Annotated in this window: 22 protein-coding genes and 4 tRNA genes; 16 read left to right on the top strand and 10 right to left on the bottom strand. The window is 54.4% G+C overall.

Annotated features, from left to right (window positions below; genetic code table 11):
• Positions 1-15 precede the first annotated feature (15 nt).
• From der to QGH30_00820, 11 genes are all read left to right on the top strand, one after another.
• On the top strand, positions 16-1338 hold the full coding sequence (gene der / locus QGH30_00870; GenBank protein MDP7020891.1) for a ribosome biogenesis GTPase Der: 1323 nt from the start codon (positions 16-18) through the stop codon (positions 1336-1338).
• A complete protein-coding gene (gene plsY, locus QGH30_00865; protein MDP7020890.1) occupies positions 1335-1925 on the top strand; it encodes a glycerol-3-phosphate 1-O-acyltransferase PlsY in 591 nt (196 codons plus the stop codon). Before der ends, plsY begins: the two co-directional genes overlap by 4 nt.
• A gap of 7 nt (positions 1926-1932) precedes the next feature.
• The gene (locus tag QGH30_00860) at positions 1933-2967 is read left to right on the top strand and encodes an NAD(P)H-dependent glycerol-3-phosphate dehydrogenase (GenBank protein ID MDP7020889.1); all 1035 of its coding nucleotides are present in this window, start codon (positions 1933-1935) and stop codon (positions 2965-2967) included.
• 1 nt (position 2968) lies between these two features.
• Positions 2969-3349, top strand: coding sequence for a MerR family transcriptional regulator (locus tag QGH30_00855; protein MDP7020888.1), 381 nt, complete (start codon positions 2969-2971; stop codon positions 3347-3349).
• 35 nt (positions 3350-3384) lie between these two features.
• Positions 3385-3461, top strand: a tRNA-Pro gene (locus QGH30_00850).
• A 173-nt stretch (positions 3462-3634) separates the two neighbouring features.
• A complete protein-coding gene (gene surE, locus QGH30_00845; GenBank protein MDP7020887.1) occupies positions 3635-4390 on the top strand; it encodes a 5'/3'-nucleotidase SurE in 756 nt (251 codons plus the stop codon).
• Complete coding sequence (locus QGH30_00840) at positions 4387-5031, top strand: protein-L-isoaspartate(D-aspartate) O-methyltransferase (protein MDP7020886.1); 645 nt, start codon at positions 4387-4389, stop codon at positions 5029-5031. Before surE ends, QGH30_00840 begins: the two co-directional genes overlap by 4 nt.
• Positions 5031-5531, top strand: coding sequence for a small multi-drug export protein (locus QGH30_00835; GenBank protein ID MDP7020885.1), 501 nt, complete (start codon positions 5031-5033; stop codon positions 5529-5531). The genes QGH30_00840 and QGH30_00835 overlap by 1 nt, the downstream gene beginning before the upstream one ends.
• 44 nt (positions 5532-5575) lie before the next feature.
• Positions 5576-5650 (top strand) — tRNA-Pro (locus tag QGH30_00830).
• A gap of 19 nt (positions 5651-5669) precedes the next feature.
• Positions 5670-6485 carry an RNA polymerase sigma factor RpoD/SigA gene (locus QGH30_00825; GenBank protein MDP7020884.1) on the top strand — a complete coding sequence of 272 codons (816 nt, stop codon included), beginning with the start codon at positions 5670-5672 and terminating at the stop codon, positions 6483-6485.
• A 2-nt stretch (positions 6486-6487) separates the two neighbouring features.
• Positions 6488-6561: transfer RNA gene (locus QGH30_00820), tRNA-Arg, on the top strand.
• Positions 6562-6995: 434 nt separating this feature from the next.
• On the opposite strand, the gene QGH30_00815 is transcribed toward QGH30_00820, so the two are convergent.
• On the bottom strand, positions 6996-9461 hold the full coding sequence (locus QGH30_00815) for a SpoIIE family protein phosphatase (protein ID MDP7020883.1): 2466 nt from the start codon (positions 9459-9461) through the stop codon (positions 6996-6998).
• 117 nt (positions 9462-9578) lie between these two features.
• Here QGH30_00815 and QGH30_00810 point away from each other — a divergent pair, with 117 nt between their 5' ends.
• From QGH30_00810 to QGH30_00790, 5 genes are all read left to right on the top strand, one after another.
• Positions 9579-10271, top strand: a complete 693-nt coding sequence (locus QGH30_00810; protein ID MDP7020882.1) for a hypothetical protein — start codon at positions 9579-9581, stop codon at positions 10269-10271.
• Positions 10272-10384: 113 nt separating this feature from the next.
• Positions 10385-10786, top strand: coding sequence for a hypothetical protein (locus tag QGH30_00805; protein ID MDP7020881.1), 402 nt, complete (start codon positions 10385-10387; stop codon positions 10784-10786).
• 67 nt (positions 10787-10853) lie between these two features.
• Positions 10854-12653: a long-chain fatty acid--CoA ligase gene (locus QGH30_00800; GenBank protein MDP7020880.1), complete on the top strand. Its 1800-nt coding sequence runs from the start codon at positions 10854-10856 to the stop codon at positions 12651-12653.
• A 28-nt stretch (positions 12654-12681) separates the two neighbouring features.
• Positions 12682-13929, top strand: coding sequence for an outer membrane protein transport protein (locus QGH30_00795; GenBank protein MDP7020879.1), 1248 nt, complete (start codon positions 12682-12684; stop codon positions 13927-13929).
• A gap of 8 nt (positions 13930-13937) precedes the next feature.
• Positions 13938-15452, top strand: coding sequence for a hypothetical protein (locus QGH30_00790; protein MDP7020878.1), 1515 nt, complete (start codon positions 13938-13940; stop codon positions 15450-15452).
• Positions 15453-15481: 29 nt separating this feature from the next.
• On the opposite strand, the gene QGH30_00785 is transcribed toward QGH30_00790, so the two are convergent.
• The 9 genes from QGH30_00785 to QGH30_00745 all read right to left on the bottom strand — a co-directional run bounded on the left by QGH30_00785 (position 15482) and on the right by QGH30_00745 (position 21934).
• Positions 15482-16114 (bottom strand): hypothetical protein, encoded by a 633-nt coding sequence (locus QGH30_00785; GenBank protein ID MDP7020877.1) that lies wholly within the window; start codon positions 16112-16114, stop codon positions 15482-15484.
• Between the two features lie 52 nt (positions 16115-16166).
• The gene (gene holA / locus QGH30_00780; GenBank protein MDP7020876.1) at positions 16167-17204 is read right to left on the bottom strand and encodes a DNA polymerase III subunit delta; all 1038 of its coding nucleotides are present in this window, start codon (positions 17202-17204) and stop codon (positions 16167-16169) included.
• The gene (gene lptE / locus QGH30_00775) at positions 17204-17707 is read right to left on the bottom strand and encodes an LPS assembly lipoprotein LptE (GenBank protein ID MDP7020875.1); all 504 of its coding nucleotides are present in this window, start codon (positions 17705-17707) and stop codon (positions 17204-17206) included. Before lptE ends, holA begins: the two co-directional genes overlap by 1 nt.
• Positions 17704-19119, bottom strand: a complete 1416-nt coding sequence (locus tag QGH30_00770; protein ID MDP7020874.1) for a sigma-54 dependent transcriptional regulator — start codon at positions 19117-19119, stop codon at positions 17704-17706. Before QGH30_00770 ends, lptE begins: the two co-directional genes overlap by 4 nt.
• Positions 19120-19131: 12 nt before the next feature.
• Positions 19132-20070, bottom strand: coding sequence for an SDR family oxidoreductase (locus QGH30_00765; protein ID MDP7020873.1), 939 nt, complete (start codon positions 20068-20070; stop codon positions 19132-19134).
• A 7-nt stretch (positions 20071-20077) separates the two neighbouring features.
• Positions 20078-21382 carry a nucleotide sugar dehydrogenase gene (locus tag QGH30_00760; protein MDP7020872.1) on the bottom strand — a complete coding sequence of 435 codons (1305 nt, stop codon included), beginning with the start codon at positions 21380-21382 and terminating at the stop codon, positions 20078-20080.
• A 17-nt stretch (positions 21383-21399) separates the two neighbouring features.
• Positions 21400-21684: a hypothetical protein gene (locus tag QGH30_00755; protein ID MDP7020871.1), complete on the bottom strand. Its 285-nt coding sequence runs from the start codon at positions 21682-21684 to the stop codon at positions 21400-21402.
• A complete protein-coding gene (locus QGH30_00750) occupies positions 21681-21854 on the bottom strand; it encodes a hypothetical protein (GenBank protein ID MDP7020870.1) in 174 nt (57 codons plus the stop codon). The genes QGH30_00755 and QGH30_00750 overlap by 4 nt, the downstream gene beginning before the upstream one ends.
• A gap of 6 nt (positions 21855-21860) precedes the next feature.
• Positions 21861-21934, bottom strand: a tRNA-Arg gene (locus tag QGH30_00745).
• Between the last annotated feature and the right edge of the window lie 3 nt (positions 21935-21937).

Genomic DNA, 21937 nt, shown 5'->3' with positions numbered 1-21937 from the left:
GCAAGGATACTTCCAGTGCCTCATTCAAATACTATCGCGATTGTGGGCCGCCCGAATGTGGGGAAGTCGACGCTTTTCAACCGAATGGTGGGGCGACAGGTTTCGGTGGTTCACGCCAGCCCGGGAGTGACGCGCGACCGGCTTTCCGCTCCCATTGAACACAATGGCCGCCGCCTCTACTTGCTGGACACGGGAGGAATCTCCCTGGACGGAGAGGAGCTTAGTGAAAAGACGCGGGACAGCGCACTTGAAGCCCTCGATGAAGCAGGTCTTGTTCTCTTTCTCGTGGATGTCCTAAATGGTGTCACGGAGGAAGACCTGCAGGTAGCAAGAATTCTCAGACGGCAGTCCGAGCGGGTCTGGCTTTTGGTGAACAAGGTGGAGAGGAAGGATGATGAATTCGCATTCCATGAGTTTCATTCTCTTGGACTGGGAGATCCCCACCCCATCTCAGCACTTCACGGCATGGGGATTGCCGACCTCTGGGAGAGGCTGGAAGCGGAGTATCCTCCGGTACCGGAACCTTCTGAAGGCGAAGAGTCCATGCGCATGGCCCTTGTGGGTCGCCCGAATGCCGGCAAGAGCAGTATCGTAAATGCCCTGCTCGGAGAAGACCGGATGATTGTTAGCGACATTCCAGGAACTACCCGGGATGCCGTGGACTCAAGCTTGCGCTGGCATGGACGGGATGTGATTCTCGTCGATACCGCCGGCCTGAGAAGAAAGGCGCGAGTCAAGAAGAGCCTGGAGATCTACAGTAATCTCCGTAGTCTCTCTGCGATCGACTACTCGGATGTCGTGGTATTGGTTCTCGACGGTGACCGGGAACTTGCAGAGCAGGATCTGAAGATCGCCTCTCATGCCCATGAGTCGGGGCGCGGCATCGTTCTTTGTATGAACAAGTGGGATCTCGTGGACAAGGAATCCTCTACGATGGGGGATTATGTGCGCAAGATACGGGACCAACTCGGATTCGTCGACTACGCTCCGCTGATCTTTATCTCGGCCAAGACGCATCAGCGAATTCACCTGCTACTGGAGAAAGCCTGGAGCGTATTTGAACATCGGCAGAAGCGGTATCCGACTCGGGAGTTGAACCTTCTTCTTGAGAACATCATGAAGAGCAAACCTCCTCACCATCATCGCGGCGGAACCGGGAAGATGTACTATGTCTCTCAGGTGTATTCTGCTCCCCCGACCTTTCAGATCTTCGTGAATAATGCGGACTGGTTCCCGGAGCATTACCGCAGGTTCCTCGGAAACCGTTTCCGTGAAGCTTTTCAGATTGAAGGCAGCAAGGTGCGACTGAGACTGAGTCCCCGAAAGGCGGAATCATGATTCAGGCTGCCCTCCTGCTTCTTCTTTCCTTTCTTCTCGGTTCTCTGCCCTTTGCCTGGATTGCGGGAAGATTATCCCGGGGCATCGACTTGCGGGAGCACGGAAGCGGGAATCCGGGAGCAAGCAATGCCTGGCGGCTTCTGGGAAAGAAGTGGGGGATCACAGTTCTTCTTCTGGATGCTGCCAAGGGAACTCTGGCTGTTCTTCTGACCTTGAACCACCCTCTGACTTGGCTCCCCCTTTTAGCCGGACTCTTTGCAGTTCTGGGTCACAGCTTTTCCCCTTTTCTCTCCTTTCGAGGCGGCAAAGGAGTCGCCACCAGTGCCGGGGCTTTCCTTGCTCTTTCCCCGCTTCCTCTTCTTTCCGCTCTGCTGGTGTTCCTTTTGAGTCTGGCCCTTTTCAGGATGATCTCCGTTTCGAGCATGCTTGCTGCACTGGGACTCCCTTTCCTGATTCGCTTTTTGCAGCCTCTCGATTCTTCTCTTTTCTGGCTTTCCGTCGGCTTGGCCTTTCTCGTATGCTATCGTCACCGTTCGAACATGGCTCGTCTCTTTCGAGGCGAGGAACCTCGCCTCGGGAAGAGTTAGGAGTGAAATGCTGAAGATCGCGGTCATCGGTTGTGGCAGTTGGGGGACTGCGCTGGGCAAGGCTCTTCTTGAATCTGGCAATGAGGTCTTTCTCTGGGGCCATCTGGAAGAAGAGATCCACCCCATTCAGAAAGAGTTGGAAAACCGGAAGTATCTTCCCGGGGTCTCCCTGCCTGCCAAGCTTCAGGCAACGACGGATCTCGAGAAGGCACTTGAGAACTGCGATGCCTTACTTCTCGTGGTTCCCAGTCCGGTGATCCGCGAGGTAAGCCTGAGAATCTCCCAGTGCCCGACCCTTCCTCCCAAGGCGGCCTGGATTCTTGCCTCCAAGGGTCTGGATCCTGAAACAGGGCACCCGCTTAGCGAGGCGATCGCAAATACTGCCAGTCTCTCTCCGGAGCAAATCTTTGCACTTGTCGGACCCAGTCACGCAGAAGAGGTGGCAAAGCAAATGCCGACGGCACTGGTCCTTGCCGGCCCGGATACTCCCAGGAGGAAGCAACTGCAGGAGAACATTTCCAACGACTATCTCCGAGTTTATGTGAATGATGATCTGACGGGAAGCCAGTTGGGTGTGGCCATGAAGAATGTGATCGCCCTTGCGGCAGGTATCTGTGATGGGTTAGGATTAGGTGACAATATCAAGGGGGCTCTCCTCAGTCGCGGCCTCGCAGAGATGGGTCGGTTTATTGAGGCGCATGGGGGACGCAGGGAAACTTTGCTCGGCTTGGCTGGCGTGGGAGATCTGGTTACCACCTGCTTCAGCGAGCACAGCAGGAATCGCTTTGTCGGACAGAAGATCGGCGAGGGGAAGAGCCTTCAGGAAATACTGGCAGAAATGGTTCAGGTTTCAGAGGGCGTTCACACCACTAGAACTCTCCATACTCTGTCCCTGGACCGAAATGTGGAAATGCCCATCACTTCCAAGGTCTATGCAACCCTGTTTGAGGACCTGGATGCGAGAGAGGCAATCCGGGATCTGATGACCCGGGATCCCGCTCACGAAATCCGAAAGGGAGAAGTCGATGTCGCCAGCTCCTAAAATGAAGAAGGCCCGAAAGACAAAGGAAGTGAAACGGCTTTACTGGAGTATCAGTGAAGTTTCTGAAGTGACCGGAGTAAAGGCCCATGTTCTTCGTTACTGGGAGACTGAGTTCCCCAGCCTGAGTCCGAAGAAGAATTCCTCGGGCAAGAGGCACTACCGCGAACGGGATATTGAGTTGATTCTGGCCATTCGCAAACTGCTTCACGAAGAAGGCTACACGATCAAGGGTGCCCGCCATCGCCTTGCCTCCACGAGGAAGGTTCGGGATCTCGTGGACCAACTGGAAATTCCCTTCGGCAGAGCCAACCAGAGGCAACTGCTCAAGGAGCTTCGCGAGGGCCTTCTTGATCTTCGGAAAGAACTTGAAATTGGCTCTTGAGAAAGAGTGCTTCCTTACCTACACTGCTTCCCTGTCGGGGCGTAGCGCAGTCCGGTAGCGCACTTGCATGGGGGGTAAGTGGTCGCTGGTTCAAATCCAGTCGCCCCGACCATCACCCCGCGGCGAAAGTCGCGGGGTTTTTCATTATCCCTTGGGTGCAGCGTAGCCCTGGTCACACTTGCCGCCGAGCTTACCATGATCCTGAGTTCCCGGATCCTGCCGTCCTGTCCAATTGCCCTGCAGATTTCCCTGTCCGCAAAACTGCTCCTTTGCTAGATTGCCCGCATGCGAGTACTTCTTACGAACGATGATGGCATTTATGCTCAGGGCCTTCGAGCGCTCCAGGCGGAACTGGAGTCTCTTTGCGAGCTTTGGGTGGTAGCCCCGGCTTCCGAGCAGAGCGCCACCAGCCACAGTCTCACTTTGGAGACGATCCTGCGTCGCCGCAAGTTGAGTGATCGGGTGTACAGCGTTTCGGGGACTCCCGCCGACTCGGTTCTGATGGCATTCAATGGCGTCATGGAATCCAATCCGCCGGATCTGGTGATTTCAGGAATCAATCATGGGCCGAACATGGGAGAGGACGTTCACTACTCGGGGACGGTTGCCGCCGCCATCGAAGCTGCGATTCTCGGCATTCCTGCGATGGCGATCTCGGTTACCAGTTTTCGTGAACCGAACTTCGAGGCTGCCGTGCAGTATGTTTCCCGAATGGTAAGAAATGAAGCAGAGTCCTTGACCGTCCCCGGCACCCTTCTCAACGTCAATGTCCCCAGTCTTCCCTGGAATGAAGTCAGGGGGGTGGAAGTGACCCGCCTCGGAAGCCGCTTTTACGGAGATGTCATCATCAGAAAGAAGGATCCCCGCGAGAAGGAGTACTTCTGGATCGGTGGGGAAGAGCCTACCTGGGAAGATGAAAAGTACACGGACTTCTACACGGTTCATCGGGAGAAGAAAATTTCCATCACTCCGCTTCTTCTGGATTTAACCAACCACGAGCGGCTTGCGCAGATGAAGAACTGGAGTCGGGAGCTTCCATGAATGGCGAGTATCAGGTAGCAAGAAACCGGATGGTCCAGAGAATCCGGGACAGGAAGCTCGCTTCCGAGGCGGTTCTGGCCGCCATGAGGGAGATTCCGCGCCACATCTTTGCCGAATCAGCCCTTGCTCTTCGTGCCTACGGAGAAGATGCACTCCCCATCGGCGCCGGCCAGACGCTCTCTCACCCGGAGGTTGTCGCTTTCATGACGGAATCCCTTCAACTTCAGGCGGGGATGAAGGTGCTGGAAGTCGGTACCGGTTCCGGATATCAGGCGGCTCTCTTGCACCTTCTTGGCGCAGAGGTCTGGACTGTGGAGAGAATCGCTTCCCTTCATCGTAATGCTTTGTCCCATTGGTCGGCCATGGGGCTGCAGGGAAAAATCCGGTCCAGGGTTGGAGACGGTTATGAAGGCTGGATTGAAGATGCTCCCTTTGACCGCATTCTCCTGACCGCTGCCCCTCGTCAGATTCCGGAGGCACTTCTGAACCAACTTGCCGACGGTGCACAACTTCTTCTCCCCCTGGAGAAGGATGGGCGCCAGCGACTATTGAGAGTCCGGCGGGAAGGGAATCGAGCTTATCAGGAGGAACTGGGGGATTGTCAGTTTGTCCCCATGCTCGCTCGCACTGTGGGGAGCTGATGGACCTTCTTCTCGAATTGACCCGTGACTGGCCCGGCGCCTGGAAAGTCCTTTTCTTTGCCATGTTGCCGATTCTGGAACTGCGTGGCTCCATTCCCTATGCCCTGTTTATTGAGAAGATGCCCTGGTTGCAATCCTACCTCTTCTCTGTAATTGGCAACGCAATTCCCGTCATTCCCATTCTCCTGTTTCTGGAACCGGCGGAGGCATGGCTTGGCAGATTCCCGGTCTTTCGCCGATTCTTTGATTGGCTTTTTGCGAGAACTCGCAGAAAGGGACGCCTGCTTGAGAGGTTCAAGATCCTCGGGCTGGTTCTTTTTGTCGCGATTCCTCTTCCAGTGACGGGAGCCTGGACAGGAAGTGTGGCCGCCTATCTTTTCGGCGTGAAACGAAGGGTGGCTTTCCCCGCGATATTTCTGGGAATTCTGATTGCTGGATGCGTGGTGACACTCGTCTGCAAGGGAGTTCTTGGACTCAGTTTCCTCATCCGCCAAATCTAGGGCTCTTTACAAGGGCTGAATGATGCATTACATTCGGCTGGATTCGGGGCGTAGCGCAGCCCGGTTAGCGCGCCTGTTTCGGGAACAGGAGGTCGGAAGTTCAAATCTTCTCGCCCCGACCTTTGATTCTGGAGGTCGATGTCTACGGATTACGAGTCCAGATACATTCGTGAAATTGCGGGCCTTCCTCTCTTGTCCGCAGAGGAGGAGAGGGATCTCGGCAGGGGGGTCCAGAGTGGAGATGCTGAGGCCAAGCGAAAGCTGATCCTCGCAAATCTCAAACTGGTGGTGAGTATCGCCCGGTCCTATCGAGGACGGGGCGTTCCTTTTCTGGACATTGTGGAAGAGGGGAATCTCGGACTGATTCGGGCAGTGGAAAAGTTCGACCCGGAACGGGGCTTTCGTTTCTCCACCTATGCTTCCTACTGGGTGAAGCAGGCAATGGCACGCTGCGTATCCAATCAGGGGCGAACGATTCGAATCCCATTCCATGTCTTCCAACTGGTCAATCGCTTCCTGCGCCTGGGCGCTGAGGAGGAGGGGGACACTCGCCTAGACGACGAGGCTCTGTCGAAGCGCCTCCATTGCTCGAAACGCAAAGCGCATCTTGTCAGGAATCTGGTTCACGGAATTCTGTCTCTCGATCTCATGATGAGCCAGGGCGCGTTTCGGGAACTCTACTCCGAGGGCAAGAACCAGACGAGCCAGAGTCCGGAAGAACTGGTGAGCCTCCAGTTGGAGCATGAGCAGCTTCATCGCCTGCTCGAAAAACTGTCGGAGCGGGAAAGAGCGATTCTGCGGATTCGTTATGGATTTGAAAGTGGCGGAGATTTTCAGACTCTGGAGATAACGGGCCAGGCCTTTGGGATCACCCGGGAAAGAGCCCGGCAGATTGAAAAGGGAGCCTTGAGGAAATTGAGGCTCCTGATTACCTCAGAGGATGTGGATCCATGATTGCCCCCGTAGCTCAGGTGGATAGAGCACCGGTTTCCTAAACCGGGTGCCACAGGTTCGAATCCTGTCGGGGGTACCTGAAAATGCAGCCTAAACCGCTGATACGTTTTGTCCCAACCCTTCAGAGGCTCGTGCGGCAAGCGCTTCGCTAAGATGCTTGAGGTACAAGGACGACATACCCGCAGAATAGACTGCCCATAAACTTTAGCAAGCGAATCCCTGCCTGTCAACGCCTTCCCTCATTTTCTCTCCGAAGAGCACCCTCTGAAGTCGCCTGTTTTCAGCAACATGGGAAGTTATTCTCAAGCGATACATGAAAAAGGGCGTCTCCTTGCTGGGAGACGCCCTACAGATCGCTAATCATATCAGTCCTCTTGATTTAGCCTTTCAGCCACCAGAAGATGTCGATCAGAAAGATAACGTACCACGGAAACATGGAGACTCCTTTCTGCTTGGAATCCGATGGATTCCTTCCTTCTGGAGCATTTCATGTGCCGGAGATGGTGGATTTCAGCAGGAATCCCGTAATCGCATGAGGATCAAGGAGATATCATCGCGGATAGCAGAAGCTGCATGGTCTTCAATCGTGGCAATTAATTCCGTAAAAAGGTCAGAAAGGGGGAGTGACTGATGGTTTTTTACCCATTCCAGCAGGCGATCCTCGCCAAAGCGTTCTCCCGCCTCGTTTTCCTGTTCTTCGAAGCCGTCGGAGCGCAGAAAGAGGAGATCTCCTGCTTCCAGACGCAGAAGTCCTTCCTGAAAGCTCCCGTCGCTGCTAATCCCGAGAAAAGGACCGCCCCGGTGAAGTCTCTCAATCTCCCCGTTCTTGCGGAAAATCCAGGGAGTGGGCATGCCCGCATTGCAAAAGCGGAGTACGGATTTCTCCTGATTGAAGAGAGCGAAGAAGAAGGCAACGAAAAAGCCCTCGAATACCGGGTCGGAGCGGGCATCAATCAGGGACTGGTTCATTCCGGAAAGAACCGCCGCGGGTGAACGCATGGCAAAGGCCTGGCTGTGAAAGGTCTGGGCAACTCCTGCCATGAGCAGAGCCGCCGGGATTCCCTTCCCTGTAGCGTCGCCAAGAGCAAGGCCCAGGTGGCCATCGGCAGTTTCCAGAAAATCGAAATAGTCTCCGCCCACCTCACCACTGGGAATCATCTTGCCCAGTAGTTCAAGGCCTTTCCTCTCGGGAGGAGTGGAGGGAATCAGACTCTGTTGGATCTGCCGCGCCAGTCTCAGCTCATGCTCAATCTGTTTCTCTTTCGCCAGACGATCAAGAAGGGAGAGGTTTCCCAGTTGAAGAGACAGGGAAGGCATAAGGCTCTGAAATCTGCTTAGCAACTCGGGGGAGTGGAGGGAGTGCCGGAGTTGCGGCCCAAGGACAATCAGACGGGAAACGGAGTCCTTTTGGGGGAAGGAGAGCAGGATGGACCAATCGTGTTTCCTGCAAAACTCCAGCCCTTCCTTTCCCAGATGTGCGGAGGCCCAGTAGGGGTCCCAGAGGTCGGCAGCAAGCAAACACTGGCCGGATGCCAGAGTCTGGGCCAACTGATCGGGAAGCACCTGAGGCTTCGCTTCCTCAGACTCCACCTCCACATGCAGGAGAGTGAAATCCGGATTCCACTTTCCCTCTTCCAGAGAATACCAATCTACCCAGGAAGCACCCAGATCCTCCATCAAGGCAGCGGAGAGAGCCTCCTGAAGTTCGGAAAGGCTGGAGCTGAGGATCCTTCCGGACAGGATCGGGTAGGACTGGAGAAGCTCGTCTTCCGGTCTCTTCTTACCCTTCCCCGGAAAGACACCCTGAACGGGTGCCCAGAGAACGAGAGAAAGAGCCAGCACCAGGCCGGAGCCGAGGAAAGAGCCAAGTCCTCCGAAATCTCCCTCTGACAAGGAGAGAAATAGGCCATGAAGAAGTAGAAAGAGTCCAATGAAGAACAGGCTACGGAGGATACTCCTGCTCAAGGTGAGAGCAGACTGTCTAAGTGACAGTAAATCCTTTCCCAACATTCCATAGGCGAAGCTGAGAGGGAGGAAGACAAGAAAGACAGGAGCCCAGCGCGAAGCTGCGAGGATCTCCTGGGGGATCACCATCTGCAGGATCTGGAAAATCAGCAGAGGGAAAAGCCCCAGAGCCGCCCCCGAGAGGACAAGGCGCAGACGGTACCTCTCCCTCCTGCGGCTTCTGCGGAAGACTTTTATCAGAAGAACAAGCAGGGCAAGAAGCAGGAGAAGAACCGAATGAAGGCTGGCCAGAATTTCGAGATATTCCATTAGCCCCGACCAGGGCATGAAGGCGAAAAGAATCGCCGCGTCCATCACGGCAAAAAGGAAAGAAGGGAGATAGATCAGCAGTCGGATCCCCAGGGAGCGTGGCCTGCTCTCCGGAAAGAGAATCAGGAAATGCAGAAACAGGGGAGCAAAGAAAAGGGAAAGAAGATCGTTGCCCAATTCCAGAAGCAAGCCGGGGAAGGACGCCTCAAATCGCGGATGGGGAGAAAGGAGTGATGCAAGAAGAAAACAGAGAAGCAAGAACAGCAGGGCCAGCGGGTCTTGCCGTTTCTTGTAGACAAAGGCGGCCGCAAGCAGAATGAAGAGAGACGCGAGAACCCTCAGGCTGGAAGCAGAGCGGATTCCAAGTCCGGGAAAAGGGGCGGAGTAGGGGACCAGAACTTCCTGCCCCTCACGGAGAACCTTCAGGACACCTTCCTCGCCCTTGAGTTTCGAGACAAGACTCATGGCCTGCTGATCCCGGTGAACAATCTCGCCATTCACGGCCAGCAGTAGATCCTTGCCTCTTAGACCTCCTGGGATAGGCTGAGAGGTGTAGATCCTGAGATTATGAATTCTGAAAGTGGGATAGGGGGTCTCCCAACGGTCATACAATCCGGCGAGACTCAAGAGGAGAGCCATCAGGAGCAGGAAGTAGGGGAAGGACTTCTTCGCCTTCCGAAGCAAATGGCGGGTTCCAATCATGATACCTGACTTTCCTTTCCTTTTTCCTTCCTGTCAATCTGAAGCTTGAGGGACTTGCCGGTCAGGGAGGCAAATGTTAAGTTCTTTCTCACAATTTCACTTTCCGGGAGGATTGCCTTGGTATCTCAGAAGAGCGGCCGCCATGTGAGGGAAGATGCCTTCGTCGATCGGGCCGGGCACTATGCAGCGCTGTTTATGGCGCACAAGAAGAGCGTGATTGCCTCTCTTACGATGATTCTCATCGTGATTGCTGCCGTCAGTCTGTCTTTCCGTTTTGCGAAGGAATCGGAACTGGAATCCCGGCAGTCCTTCGCTTCAGCTCTCGGTAATCTTGAATTGGCTCTGGATAGCAATACAGAGGAGGCCTTTCAACAGGCCTTGGCCGGTTTTGAGGCAGTAGGAGCTGAATACCCGAAAAGGACGGTAGGGGCCTGGACTCTCTATTACTCGGGCTTTTGCAAGGAACGCCTCCAGCAGTTTGAAGAGGCCCGGGGCGACTATTCAGCCTATCTGAGTGCTGAGCCCGAGGGAGAATTCGAACTGGCAGCCCTTCAGGGAATTGCCTCCTGTGAGCATAGCCTGAGAAATCCCAAGAAAGCTGCGGACCTCTACCTTGAGATTTCTGAGCATCCGCGAGCCTGGGAAGAGCTGTCCCTTCTGACAGCTTACAAGGCCAGTAAGATCTATCTTGATTCCCGCTACTTTGATCTTGCCGGTGACATCCTGTCCTCCCTGAAGGAGAAGGCAAAGGGAAAGCTCCTTCTTGATGTACAAAGGGATCTGGAGGCTCTTGCCGTCCTGAACCCCTGAGAATCCCTGCATTTACCCCCCGAGTCCGGCAGGGATTTCGGGGGCTTTTCTTTGCGTTGACTTTCCCCGGACGACTTGCTCTACTAACCTTTCAGCCATCAGAAGGGGATCCCGTGAACACGCCCACATCTTCCGGGCCAGATCGAGCAGACTCCAATACCTACTGGTACTCTGCTCTTTCCTATCTGCCATTTCTCTGTCTCTTGCCCTATTTCCGGGCGGGGGAGAGCAAGCATGTTCGCTTCCATGCACAGCAGGGACTCTTCCTCTTTCTGCTGGAAATCCTGGCCTGGATTCTGATCGCTGTTCTCGATGCCAGCATCGGGAAGATCCCGTTTCTGGGCCTACTGCTTCTGATTCTTCTGAGACTGGTCCTCTGGCTTCCTGTTCTGGCTCTGGCAGTGCTGGGAGTTGCCAAGGCTTTGACAGGAGAACTCACGCCGCTTCCCTGGATCGGCAATTATGCGGAGAGAATCCCGGAGCCACCCACCTTCAAGGGGGGAAGCCCGGAATGACGCATAATGTATATTATGTTAACCAATGCGCTTCGAAGGCGCAGCACCCGTACTAAGGAGGCCCCGCGTGGAGATTCGTACTCTCAATGATATCTTCTTCAAAAACGTTCGGGAGATTCAGAATCCTCGTGCTTTTCAGAGAAAAGTCGCCGGGAAGTACCAAGCCGTTTCCTCTGTCGAATTCGGGACGATGGCCTCTTATGCGGCTCTTGCCCTGCAGAAGTTGGGACTCCGCCCCGGAGATCGCGCCGCTCTGCTCGCTGAAAATCGTTTGGAATGGGCTGTCAGCGACTTTGGAATCCTGCTTTCTGCAGCAGTCAATGTTCCGATTTACCCGACTCTTTTGCCCGAGCAAATCCTCTACATTCTTCAGAACTCGGGAGCCAAGTTCGTCCTTTGTTCCACCCAGGAGCAAGTCGAGAAAATCCTCCAAATTCGACACAACCTGGAGGATCTGAAGGAAATCGTCCTGATGGACGGCGAGTCAACTGAGCCGGGTGTGATGAGTTTTCAGGATCTCTTGAGCCTGGGAGAAGCTCAGTATGAGGACCAGAAAGACGCTTTCGAGGAACTGGCTCTCTCTGTGGAAGCTGATCAGGTTTGCAGTTTCATCTACACCTCGGGAACCACCGGTGATCCCAAGGGTGTCATGCTGACTCACGGAAACATCGTGAGCAATATCAACGCCTCCAAGAGTCTGATTGAATGCGATTCATCGGATGTCTCGCTTTCTTTCCTGCCTCTCAGTCATATCTTTGAGCGGATGGCCGGCTATTACTTCATGCTGGATGCGGGAGCTTCGATTGCCTATGCGGAGTCCATTGAGACCGTTCCGCAGAATCTGCTGGAAGTTCATCCCACCATCATGATTTCCGTACCCCGCCTCTATGAGAAGATGTACGCAAGGATTCTCGACACCGCTCTCTCGGGCAGCTCGATCAAGAAGAACCTCTTTTTCTGGGCGAAGCGCACCGGCGAACGCTGGGCGGAGTTGGATATCGAAAAGAAGGCGGTCTCCGGAGGCCTGCGGTTCTTCTACAAGATCGCTGCGAAGCTGGTCTTCTCGAAGCTCCAGACCAAGACAGGCGGCAGTCTGCGTTTCTTTGTGTCCGGAGGCGCGCCCTTGAACGCTGACATCGCCAAGTTTTTCTATGCTGCCGGGCTCCCCATTCTGGAAGGCTACGGTCTTACGGAAACCAGCCCGGTCATTTCCGCGAACTTCCTTCATGATATGAGGCTGGGGACTGTCGGCAAGACGCTCCCGGGAATTGAGGTGAAGATCGCCGATGACGGGGAAATCCTCACGCGTGGTCCCAATGTCATGAAGGGCTATTACCGGAATGAAGAGGCAACGAGAGAGTCTATCAGCCCGGATGGATGGTTTGCCACGGGAGACATTGGCGAGTTTGATAAAGACGGTTTCCTGAAGATTACGGATCGCAAGAAGGACCTGATCGTTACGGCCGGCGGCAAGAACATTGCCCCCCAGCCGATTGAAAACAAGTTCAAAACGGACAAGTTCATTTCTGAGTGTGTCCTCATTGGTGATCGCCGGAGTTACGTCACCGCTCTCCTGGTTCCGAACTACGAAAACCTGCTCAAGTATGCCAGGGAAAATGAGATTCTCTTCACTTCTCAGGCGGGTCTGGTGGCTGAGCCGCTGATCCGGCAGATGTATCAGGACCGGGTAGACGAATTCAATGAGAGACTCTCCTCCTTTGAACAGATCAAGAAGTTCGCCATCCTGGACCATGAGTTGAGTCTGGAAGGCGGGGAACTGACCCCCACTCTCAAGGTCAAGAGAAACCGGGTGGAAGCATCGTATCAGGAAATTATCGACTCTCTCTACGAAGAGTCCCGTTCATAAAGCATCGAATCGGCAAGAAAGAGGTGTCATGAAATCAACACTCAGAACTTTCACCATCCTTGCGCTTCTGGCCCTCCCTCTCAGTGCCTGGGCGGCAGGTTTTGCTGTCTGGGAGATGGGAACGAAGAGTTCCGCTCTTGGGGGAACCATGACGGCCAGCGCGGACGACCCTACGGCGATCTTCTTCAATCCCGCGGGCCTTGCAGGCCTTGAGGGAAGTAATTTCAGCTTGGACCTGACCGGAATCAGCCCGAAAACAGAGTTCAGCGGAGTGGCTCCCAATCCCGGCTTCGGGGTTACGGAAAGGCTCGCCGATCATTTCTTCCTTCTGCCACAGGCCTATTATTCCCGCTCTCTGGGGAAGGATCTCGCCTTCGGGCTGGGATTTTACACCCCCTATGGTCTTGCAGTCGAATGGGAGAATCCCGAGAGCTTCTCGGGGCGCTCCATCTCGACTTTCACGGACCTGAAGACCTACTTCTTCAGCCCCACGCTGGCCTGGAAGCTCACGGATGCTCTCTCTCTTGGAGCGGGCGTGAATCTGGTAAAGGGAAGCGTGCACCTGGAACAGGGCCTTGTAGAGAACATCCCCAATGCAACGGATGTCGGAACGGCCACCATTACGGGAAGCAGTGACCTGAGCTACGGTTTCAATTTCGGTTTGCTCTACGACTACTGTGAGAACATTCAGCTGGGCTTCAATTACAAGAGTGAAATCCAACTCGACTTCACGGGCGAAGCGGACTTTACTGCCTATCCCGGTTTCGAAGGGGTTCTTCCCGTGGACGGAGGCGCGGAGACAGCCATTCCTTTACCCGCTCTCTATTCCTTGGGCATTTCAAGCCAGCTTCGGCCGGATCTTCGCTTTGAGTTCAACTACAACCGGGTTTTCTGGTCTGCTTTTGAGAGCCTGAATCTTGTTTTCCCCGACAGCCCTGAAAACAACAAGCTCCTTCCGGAGGATTACGAAGACTCCAGCCAGTACCGCTTTGGTCTTGCTTACCAGTACAATCGCTGCCTTGAGCTAAGGGCGGGTTTTGCCAGGGACTTCAGTCCCCAGCCTTCGGCAAGTTGCGGACCGGTTCTACCGGACTCGGATCGCACGGTCTGGTCTCTTGGATATGGCTACCATTTCGGCAAGAACCTCGACCTCGACTTCTATAATCTCATGGTCTTTGCGGACGAGAGGGAAGTTCGCGACAACCATGATGGCTTCAACGGCAATTATCGCACGTTCTCAAACCTGCTGGGCATCGGCCTTAGCTACCACTTCTAGGAGGCGAAATGAAACGGATTCTTGCTCTCTTTACTGCGGCCCTCTTTCTCCTCTCTCTCGGTTGCTCCGTCTTTGCACCAGTGGAAGAGGAGATCCTGCCGGAGGAAGTGGATTCAGGAACGGCAGACTTTTCCGTCTATGTCACTCTTGGAAATAGCCTGACGGCCGGATACCAGAGCGGTGCCCTGTATGAAAGCACGCAGCAGTATGGCTATGCCCGGCTTCTTTCCCAAAGCATGGGAGTTACTTCCTTTGAGATGCCCTGGATGATGGATCCGGGTATCTATTCAACGGAAGTGGAAGGGCTGCCCGGAGTCGGCCATCTGCAACTGGTCTTTGATGAGGAAGGCAATGCTTCTATTGCTCCCACGCCCTGGCCGGAGGGAGTATCCGACCCCGCCCAGTTCCTTCTCAACGCGGGTCTTCTGGCCCCCTACCACAACCTCGGGATTCCCGGGTCCACGGCCTATGACCTCTACTTTGCCACGATTTCCACGGACTGTTTTACCGGGTCATTTCTGGGCGAACCCAATTCCTATTTTGACTCGGTGCTTCGCAACGGGACTGGACTCTGGACGGCTCTTGGGCAGGACGAGGACTACCTCTCGGTTGTGGAGCAGACCATTCTCGCCTCCCCCACCTTTTTGAGCCTCTGGATCGGGAACAATGAACTCCTGATGCCGGCGACAAACGGCTCAGGGGATGCCTTCTATCCGGCAACGGGAGACGGCCTCAGCATGGAGGCCATTTACTGGAGTATCCTGAATGATCTGAAGACCGCCTTGCCGGATCTGGACATGATTGTGGCGAATCTGCCCTATGTCACTTCCATCCCCTTCTTCACCGCCATCCCCTGGCTGATCGTTGACCCGGATATGAATCCGGTCTATGACCCGGACACGGGATTTCCCATTGGCCTTCTCGCCGAGGATGCCGCCGACACTGCCTACCAGCTTGTGCCCAGCGACCTGGTTTGCCTGTCTGCCAGTTCCTACATTTCCGAGGGAATGGGAATCCCCGATGCGATTCTGATTGCCCTTCTGATGGAGAGCATGGGAATGGATGAGGCCACTGCGACTGCAGTACTCAACGATCCCGAGAACAGCCCCTTCCCCCTTCATGGGCAACTCCTCCCGGGAAACCTGACGCTGGTGGAGTCAGAGAAGGTTGCGATTCTTGCGGCAACGGACGCATATAATGCCGTCATTGCCTCCCTGGCGGGAGCTTTCGGCATTCCCCTTGTGGATATGAACGCCCTGTTCTCGGAAGTGTCTGTCGATGGGCTGGACTACAATGGAAAGCACTATACGACTGACTTTGTAACAGGAGGCCTCTTTAGTTTGGATGGAGTTCATCCTTCCAATATCGGACAGGCCGTGATTGCCGGGTACTTCATTGACAAGATCAATGAAACCTACGGCTCCAACTTGCAGCACCCTTCCCTGCCCGAGGTTCCCTTGCAAGCATCCCGCTACTCTCCCCTTCGGCTACCACCTGACCTTGCCAGCAGACTTCAGTTTTAAAAGAAACCCCGGCGCTTGCCGGGGTTTTCTTATCGATACTGATTGGGGCTCATTCGAAACTGCTTGGGGGGACGAGGGGGCTTCATCCTCTCCTCAGGACTCAGAGAGTGATATTTCTCAAAGATCAGATCGTATGTATGACTGAGGTTCTCTTTCTCGGCATCATCGAGGACCCGCAGCCGACGCATTCCCGGAAGGAAGAACTGCACGGTCAGATTCGAGTTTGAGATTCCGAGTTTACTCAGGCGTGGCCGCATCTTGGGCACTTCGACATAGACATTGATGAACTTACGACTCTTGGCAACAATCGTGGGATCGAAATACAGTTCCCCGAGACGGTAGAGGCAGGTCTGGCACTGGTGGTCAAAGATATAGAAGGCAATCGGGAATCCCGTTTCGCGGCCCAATTGCATCGCCAGATCCAGATTGTCATAGAAGTAGACTCGGCCGGAGTGGATGCGAATCTTACCTTCCTCAATGAAATCAATCCCCGGGTCCAGATTGGAATTCTGGTCGCCGATAAAGTTCTGGTCATAAACCCATTGACGGTATTCATGTCCGGCCAGCCAACGTGGATCCTTCTCCTCTCCCTCCGTCTCTGCGGCAAGCAGGGAGAAGGCAGGGAGCAGAGCAATCGCAAACAGTAAACAGAGACGTCGCATGTTGTCCTCCAATGAGGGGGAATATACTCAGGGCTTGAGTCGGCGTGCAAGCTCAGGAGGAAAGGAATCTGCCGGAGAGAGACTCCAGAAGGTAGGTCTCCATGAGGATTCGGGAACGATCTTCGGGACTTCTTTTCAGACGGACATCCAGTTTCTGCAGGTTCAGGAGCCAGGACAAGAAGAGAGACCGACTCCCCCTCTGGGCCCTTGCCACTGTCTTCTTCGCAAGGTAAGGATGCAAACCCATCTGTTTTTCCACGCTTGCCGGAGAGTTGGAATTTGAATCCAGAAGAATCCGGGCCTTGAGGAGATTACGAACGGTTGTCCCCAGCAGAGGCAGAAGGGAGACGGGTTTGTGTGCCCCTGAATCGAGGAACTCCCCCAGAATGCGGAGGAATTCCGCATCGTTCCCAGGACGAAGAGCGTCCACAAGTCGAAAGACATTCAGGTCCGCTTTCCCTCCCACGATCCTCTCCACCGTGTCTCTGTCCAGCGCTTCGCCCTCCCTGGCAATCAGGGCGAGCTTTTCTATCTCTCCCGACAGAGCAGACAGACCATGAGGAAGGAGTGCAAGCAGGGTTGCGGGAACATCCCGTGCGCAGGAGACGTTTTTCACGGCAAGTGATGAACGGATCCAGGCAAGGAGCGCCTCCCCTTTCAGTTCCTGAAAGGAAAGAGTCATCCCCTTCAGCTTTTCCACCCGGTTTTTCACCGCTCTTAACTGATCAAGGCTGGGAGCTGTCAGGCAGATCACCTTGCTCCCGGGATCAGATTCCAGATAGCCGCTCAGAGAGTCCCGAAAGTCCTTTGACAACTTTCCCGGAATGTCCAGATGCAGGATCTCTCTCTCATTGAACATGGAGAAATTGATCAGCAGGGGTTCAATGTCTGACCAGCGGCTCTTGGCGCCAAGAGTGTCACTCTTGAACTCACAGGCCATGTCTCCGGCAGCAAGGGTCTCCCGGAGAAGAGACACTGCTTCCTGAATGAGAAACTGCTCCGGTCCATGAAAGAGGTAGACGGGACGGAGGGTAGCTTTCAGGTCAGCTCGAAGAGTCTCCAGGGGGCTAGAAGGTCGGGACCTGGCCATTACCAGTCTCCGAAGATCGCAAGCAGGATGTCGTCGACCAGTTGCTCCTTTGCGTTTTCGAGAGCATCATCACGACTGAAGCCTTCGCCTTCCAGGTAGAATGTTTCCCTTGCCCTGATCGACTTACTGAAATCCTCCCGACCTTCCTCTTCCTCGTGAGGATCTCGAAGGGTGCTGAGCGTAAGCTTGAGTTGAATCTCCAAAGTGTATTCCTCGGCGGCCCCCATCTCTCCGGTAAAGGCCGCCTTCTCTTCATAGGATTCAAGGATGACATCAAGCCGGAAGAGAGGGTCTCCCTCTTCGGGGACCTTATGAAGAAGTCCGTCCCTTTCAATTTCCTCCAGCAACAGCTCTGTGAGTTCGATGCCAAGGCCCGCCTGATCCGTCTCATTGACAAAGAGAGGAAGGTCCAGATCTCCCCGGACTCCCCGTCCCCGCGTAGTGCTGCTGTAATTCGCACAGGCCAGAAGAAAGAGCGTCAATATCAGGATCCCATTTTTCAAGATTTTACCTTCTGGATGTTCTGGGTCTTCATCCGGTAGCGCAGTTTGTCGCGATCCAATTTTAGAAGACGGGCGGCCCGGGACTGGTTCCCATTCGTCTCATCGAGAGCCTTCAGAATCATGACGGTCTCCAACTGCAGGAGAAGATCCTCCAGGGGAACTCCGTCCTCTGGCAGGGGATTACCGAGAATCCTGGCCCAGCGTTGGTCCATCGACTCATCTCCCCTGGCAAGATCCTGCCCCAAGCTGGATCGCAAGGTCTCTGCGTCCAGAGCCTGGTCCCCTTCCATCAGAATAAGGCGCTCGACAACGTTTCGAAGTTCCCGCACATTTCCCGGCCAAGCGTACTCCAGGAGGATGCGGGAAGACACCTCATCGAGGTCCCGGGGGTCCCGATTGTATCTCTTCATAAAGTCCATGAGGAAGAAACGGAAGAGGGGAAGAATGTCCTCTTTTCTTTCCCGAAGGGGAAGGAGACTAATCGGGATAACATTGAGTCGGTAATAAAGGTCAGAGCGGAAGCGTTTTTCCTCCACCCTTTCCTTGAGGTCCTGATTGGTCGCAGAAATTATCCGGACATTAACCTCAATGTCCTTCGTCCCTCCCACCCGGCGAAAGGAACGAAGCTCCAGGAACCGAAGAAGTTTAACCTGGAGGTTCAGACTCATCTCACCAATTTCATCCAGGAAGATGCTCCCCCCGTTGGCAATCTCGAAAAGTCCCTTCTTACTCTCCCTGGCATCGGTGAAAGCACCCGCCTCATGACCAAAAAGTTCGCTCTCAAGAAGTTCTGAAGGGATCGAAGCACAATTCAGTTCCATAAATTCTCGCTCATGGCGAGGACTGAGGTCATGAATCAGCCGGGCGATGATTTCCTTCCCCGTTCCACTCTCTCCTGAAATCAAAACTGTTGTATCGGGGCTCATCGCCACCTGTGAGGCCTGATCGTAGACCCGCTCCATTGCCGGGCTTTTCAGCTTATAGAAAGTCAGACCTTTTCCGGTTTTGAATTGCCTGCGCCTATCCAGAAGAGCCGATTCCTTTTTCCGGGACTCCAGCGCCGAGCTTACTTTCTTCAGGAGCTGGGGCATGTCAATAGGCTTCGGGAGGTAGTCGCAGGCTCCTCCCCGAATTGCCTCAATGGCTCGGGAAATCTCCGGAGCAGAGCTTATCAGGATGTAGGGAAGTCTCTCGTGATTCAGTCTCAGGAAGTCATTCAGGTCGGACAGAGGCCTTTTCAGTTCCGTATCTTCCAGGACAAGGAGAGAAGGGCTGTGTTCCTGAAGCAAGTTCCCAAGATCTTCAGGAAAGGGAAGGGCCGTGACAGAATGTCCTGCGCCTTCAAGGCTCTTTGTCAGAAGCAGGCGCACCGGTTCCTGATTGTCGAGAATCAGAATGGGAGACGGTGACATTCTTCCTCCCTCCTAGCTGCCCAAGGAGCGATACCAGTCCAGTGTGGCCTTCAGACCCTCTTCAAAGCTTGCCACGGGCTCGTATGACAAAAGCTCTCGTGCCTTGCTGATATCCGCACATGAGTCCCGAACATCTCCGGGACGGGAATCCGAGTACTTCGCCTTCATGGAAGAACCATAGTAGTCGCAAATACTCCGAAAGAGATAGTTCACCGAGTAGGAGCCGCCGCAAGCCACATTCACAGTTTCACCCCGGACATTCTCTGCAGCCATGGCTCTCATATTTCCCGCAACCACATTCTTAACATAGGTAAAGTCTCTTGTCTGCTCTCCATCTCCATGAATCGTAGGAGACTTCCCATCAAGAACATGGCTGGCGAAAATAGGGATGACCGCAGAATAGGGAGAGTCCGGATCCTGGCGAGGTCCGAAGACATTGAAGTAGCGGATGCTCAGGGTCTCCAGCCCATAGACTTCATAGAAAGCGCGACAGTACTGCTCACCAACCAGTTTGGTCACCGCATAGGGAGAGAGCGGATTTGAGGGCAGGGCTTCATGCTTTGGACTGACTTCTGTGTTTCCGTAAGCGGAACTGCTGGCCGCATAAATCACACGCCGAACGCCGGCATCCCTTGCTGCAATCAGGAGATTCAGGGTTCCATTGACATTGACGTCATTACTGGCAAGAGGGTCTTTCACAGAGCGGGGAACCGAAGCTAGCGCAGCTTCATGAAAGACATAGTCCTTGCCGGCGACGGAGGCAGAAACCGCAGAGGCATCTCTCAGATCAGCTTCCGTAAAAGTAATCCGGTCTCGAAAGGCCTCCAGATTGGAGAGATGGCCGGTGGAAAGATTGTCGAAGATCTCTACGGAATTGCCGTCCTCAAGGAGAGCTTCGGCAAGATGGCTTCCAATGAATCCCGCGCCCCCGGTGATGAGTACCTTTGCCATGCGACTCCTAGAGCTTGAACAGTTTGGGGGACGCCACTCCCTTGAACACGTTTCTCGTGTCCACGCAAAGAGGAACTCTCTTCAGAAGCTGTTCGTAATCCACTCCCGAGTGGTGAGTGACCACAAGGGCGAGATCCACATCTTCGAGAGAATCCTCCAGGCTTCGTCGCGGAACATCGAGAATTTCAGGAACCTGCCCCTTGATCCAGGGATCCGTGAAACTGACTTCCGCTCCCTTCGCTTGAAGGAGCTTGATGATTTCAAGAGCCGGGCTTTCACGGTAGTCATCAATGTCCGGTTTGTAGGCAATGCCGAGAACCAGAATCCGGGATCCGCTGATGGAACGCTGGACCGAGTTCAGGGCCTCGCCGCAACGGGAAACCACATGGTCGGGCATGTGTCCGTTGACCTCCCCGGCCAACTCGATAAAGCGGGCCTCGAAGCCGTGAAGACGTGCCTTCCAGGAAAGATAGAAGGGGTCAATCGGGATACAGTGTCCTCCGAGACCCGGGCCGGGATAGAATGGCATGAAACCAAACGGCTTTGTGGCCGCGGCATCGATAACTTCCCAGACATCGATATTCATTCTGCTGCAAATCAGGGCGATTTCATTGACCAGCCCGATATTCACCGCGCGGAAAGTGTTCTCCAGAAGTTTGACGGATTCAGCAACCCTGCTGGAAGAAACCGGCACGACCGTTTCCAGAGACTCTCCGTAAAGAAGCGTGGCAAGTTCCGTGCAGGCGGGACTGATGCCTCCCACAACCTTTGGAATGTTCCGGGTTGTAAAGGTGGCATTTCCGGGATCCACCCTTTCCGGACTGAAGGCCAGAAAGAAATCCTCCCCCACACTCCGATTCCCGGCTTCCAGAAGAGGAAGAATGACCTCGTCAGTAGTTCCCGGATAGGTTGTGCTCTCCAGAATTACGAGGGCCCCCGGCTGCATGTTTGCCGCGATTTCCTCTGTCGCCGAAACGATGTAGGAAATATCCGGGTCCCTGGTTTTCCCGAGAGGTGTGGGAACAGCGATGTTGATTGTGTCGGCACTGGCCAGGAGAGTGAAATCACTACTAACTTCGAAGGCGCCGGATTCAACAAAGGGAGCGACTCTCTCCGAGGAGACGTCACGAACGTAGCTCTTCCCTTCCTTGAGGCTTGCGATCTTCTCCACGGAAAGGTCGATTCCGATCACATGGAAGCCAGCCTCCAGAAGCTCCGTTGCCAAAGGAAGCCCCACGTAGCCAAGCCCAATGACGGCACAGCGAGCCTCTCGTTTGCGAATCTTCTCACTCAGGGCATCAAACGCCGACATTCAAACCTCTCTTGAAACTACTTCCCATCCTGTGCCTCCTCTTTTGTCCTGGAAAGGCGAAAGAGACGAAAGAGCATCAGGAGATCAATCAGGAAGATGATAACGGGTAAGATCCAGGCCCGGAAGCCATATTTCTCCAGCAAATGTGCTCGAAGCAAGTGTATTGAGGAGAGGAAAAGGGCAAAAAGAGCAAGAACCAGAACGGCAAGGAGAATCCACTGAATCCAGTAGCCCCATTTCTCTTCCTGATTGCCTTCGGAACTTCGGAAACGAAAACCGGGGCGAAAACGGGAACCGCTCACTCGTCCCCTCCGGAGAGATCCTCAAAGTCCGCATCCTTGACCTTCTCCCCCTCAAAAGAGGCCGAAGGTGGTTCCGCTTTCTTCTGCCGGGAAGGCCTCAAGAATAGAAGCGGCGAGAGCAGCCATTTCCAGGCCACCAAAGCGAGCAGCAATGTGAGTAGAATTTTCATAAGAGGTACGCCCAGCAGGATTCGAACCTGCGACCTCATGCTCCGGAGGCATGCGCTCTATCCAGCTGAGCTATGGGCGCAAC

It is taken from the genome of Candidatus Krumholzibacteriia bacterium, from assembly GCA_030748535.1.
Lineage (GTDB): Bacteria > Krumholzibacteriota > Krumholzibacteriia > JACNKJ01 > JACNKJ01 > JASMLU01.
Note: the sequence above shows the minus strand (reverse complement) of the source record. Positions and strands in the feature narration are given on the sequence as shown.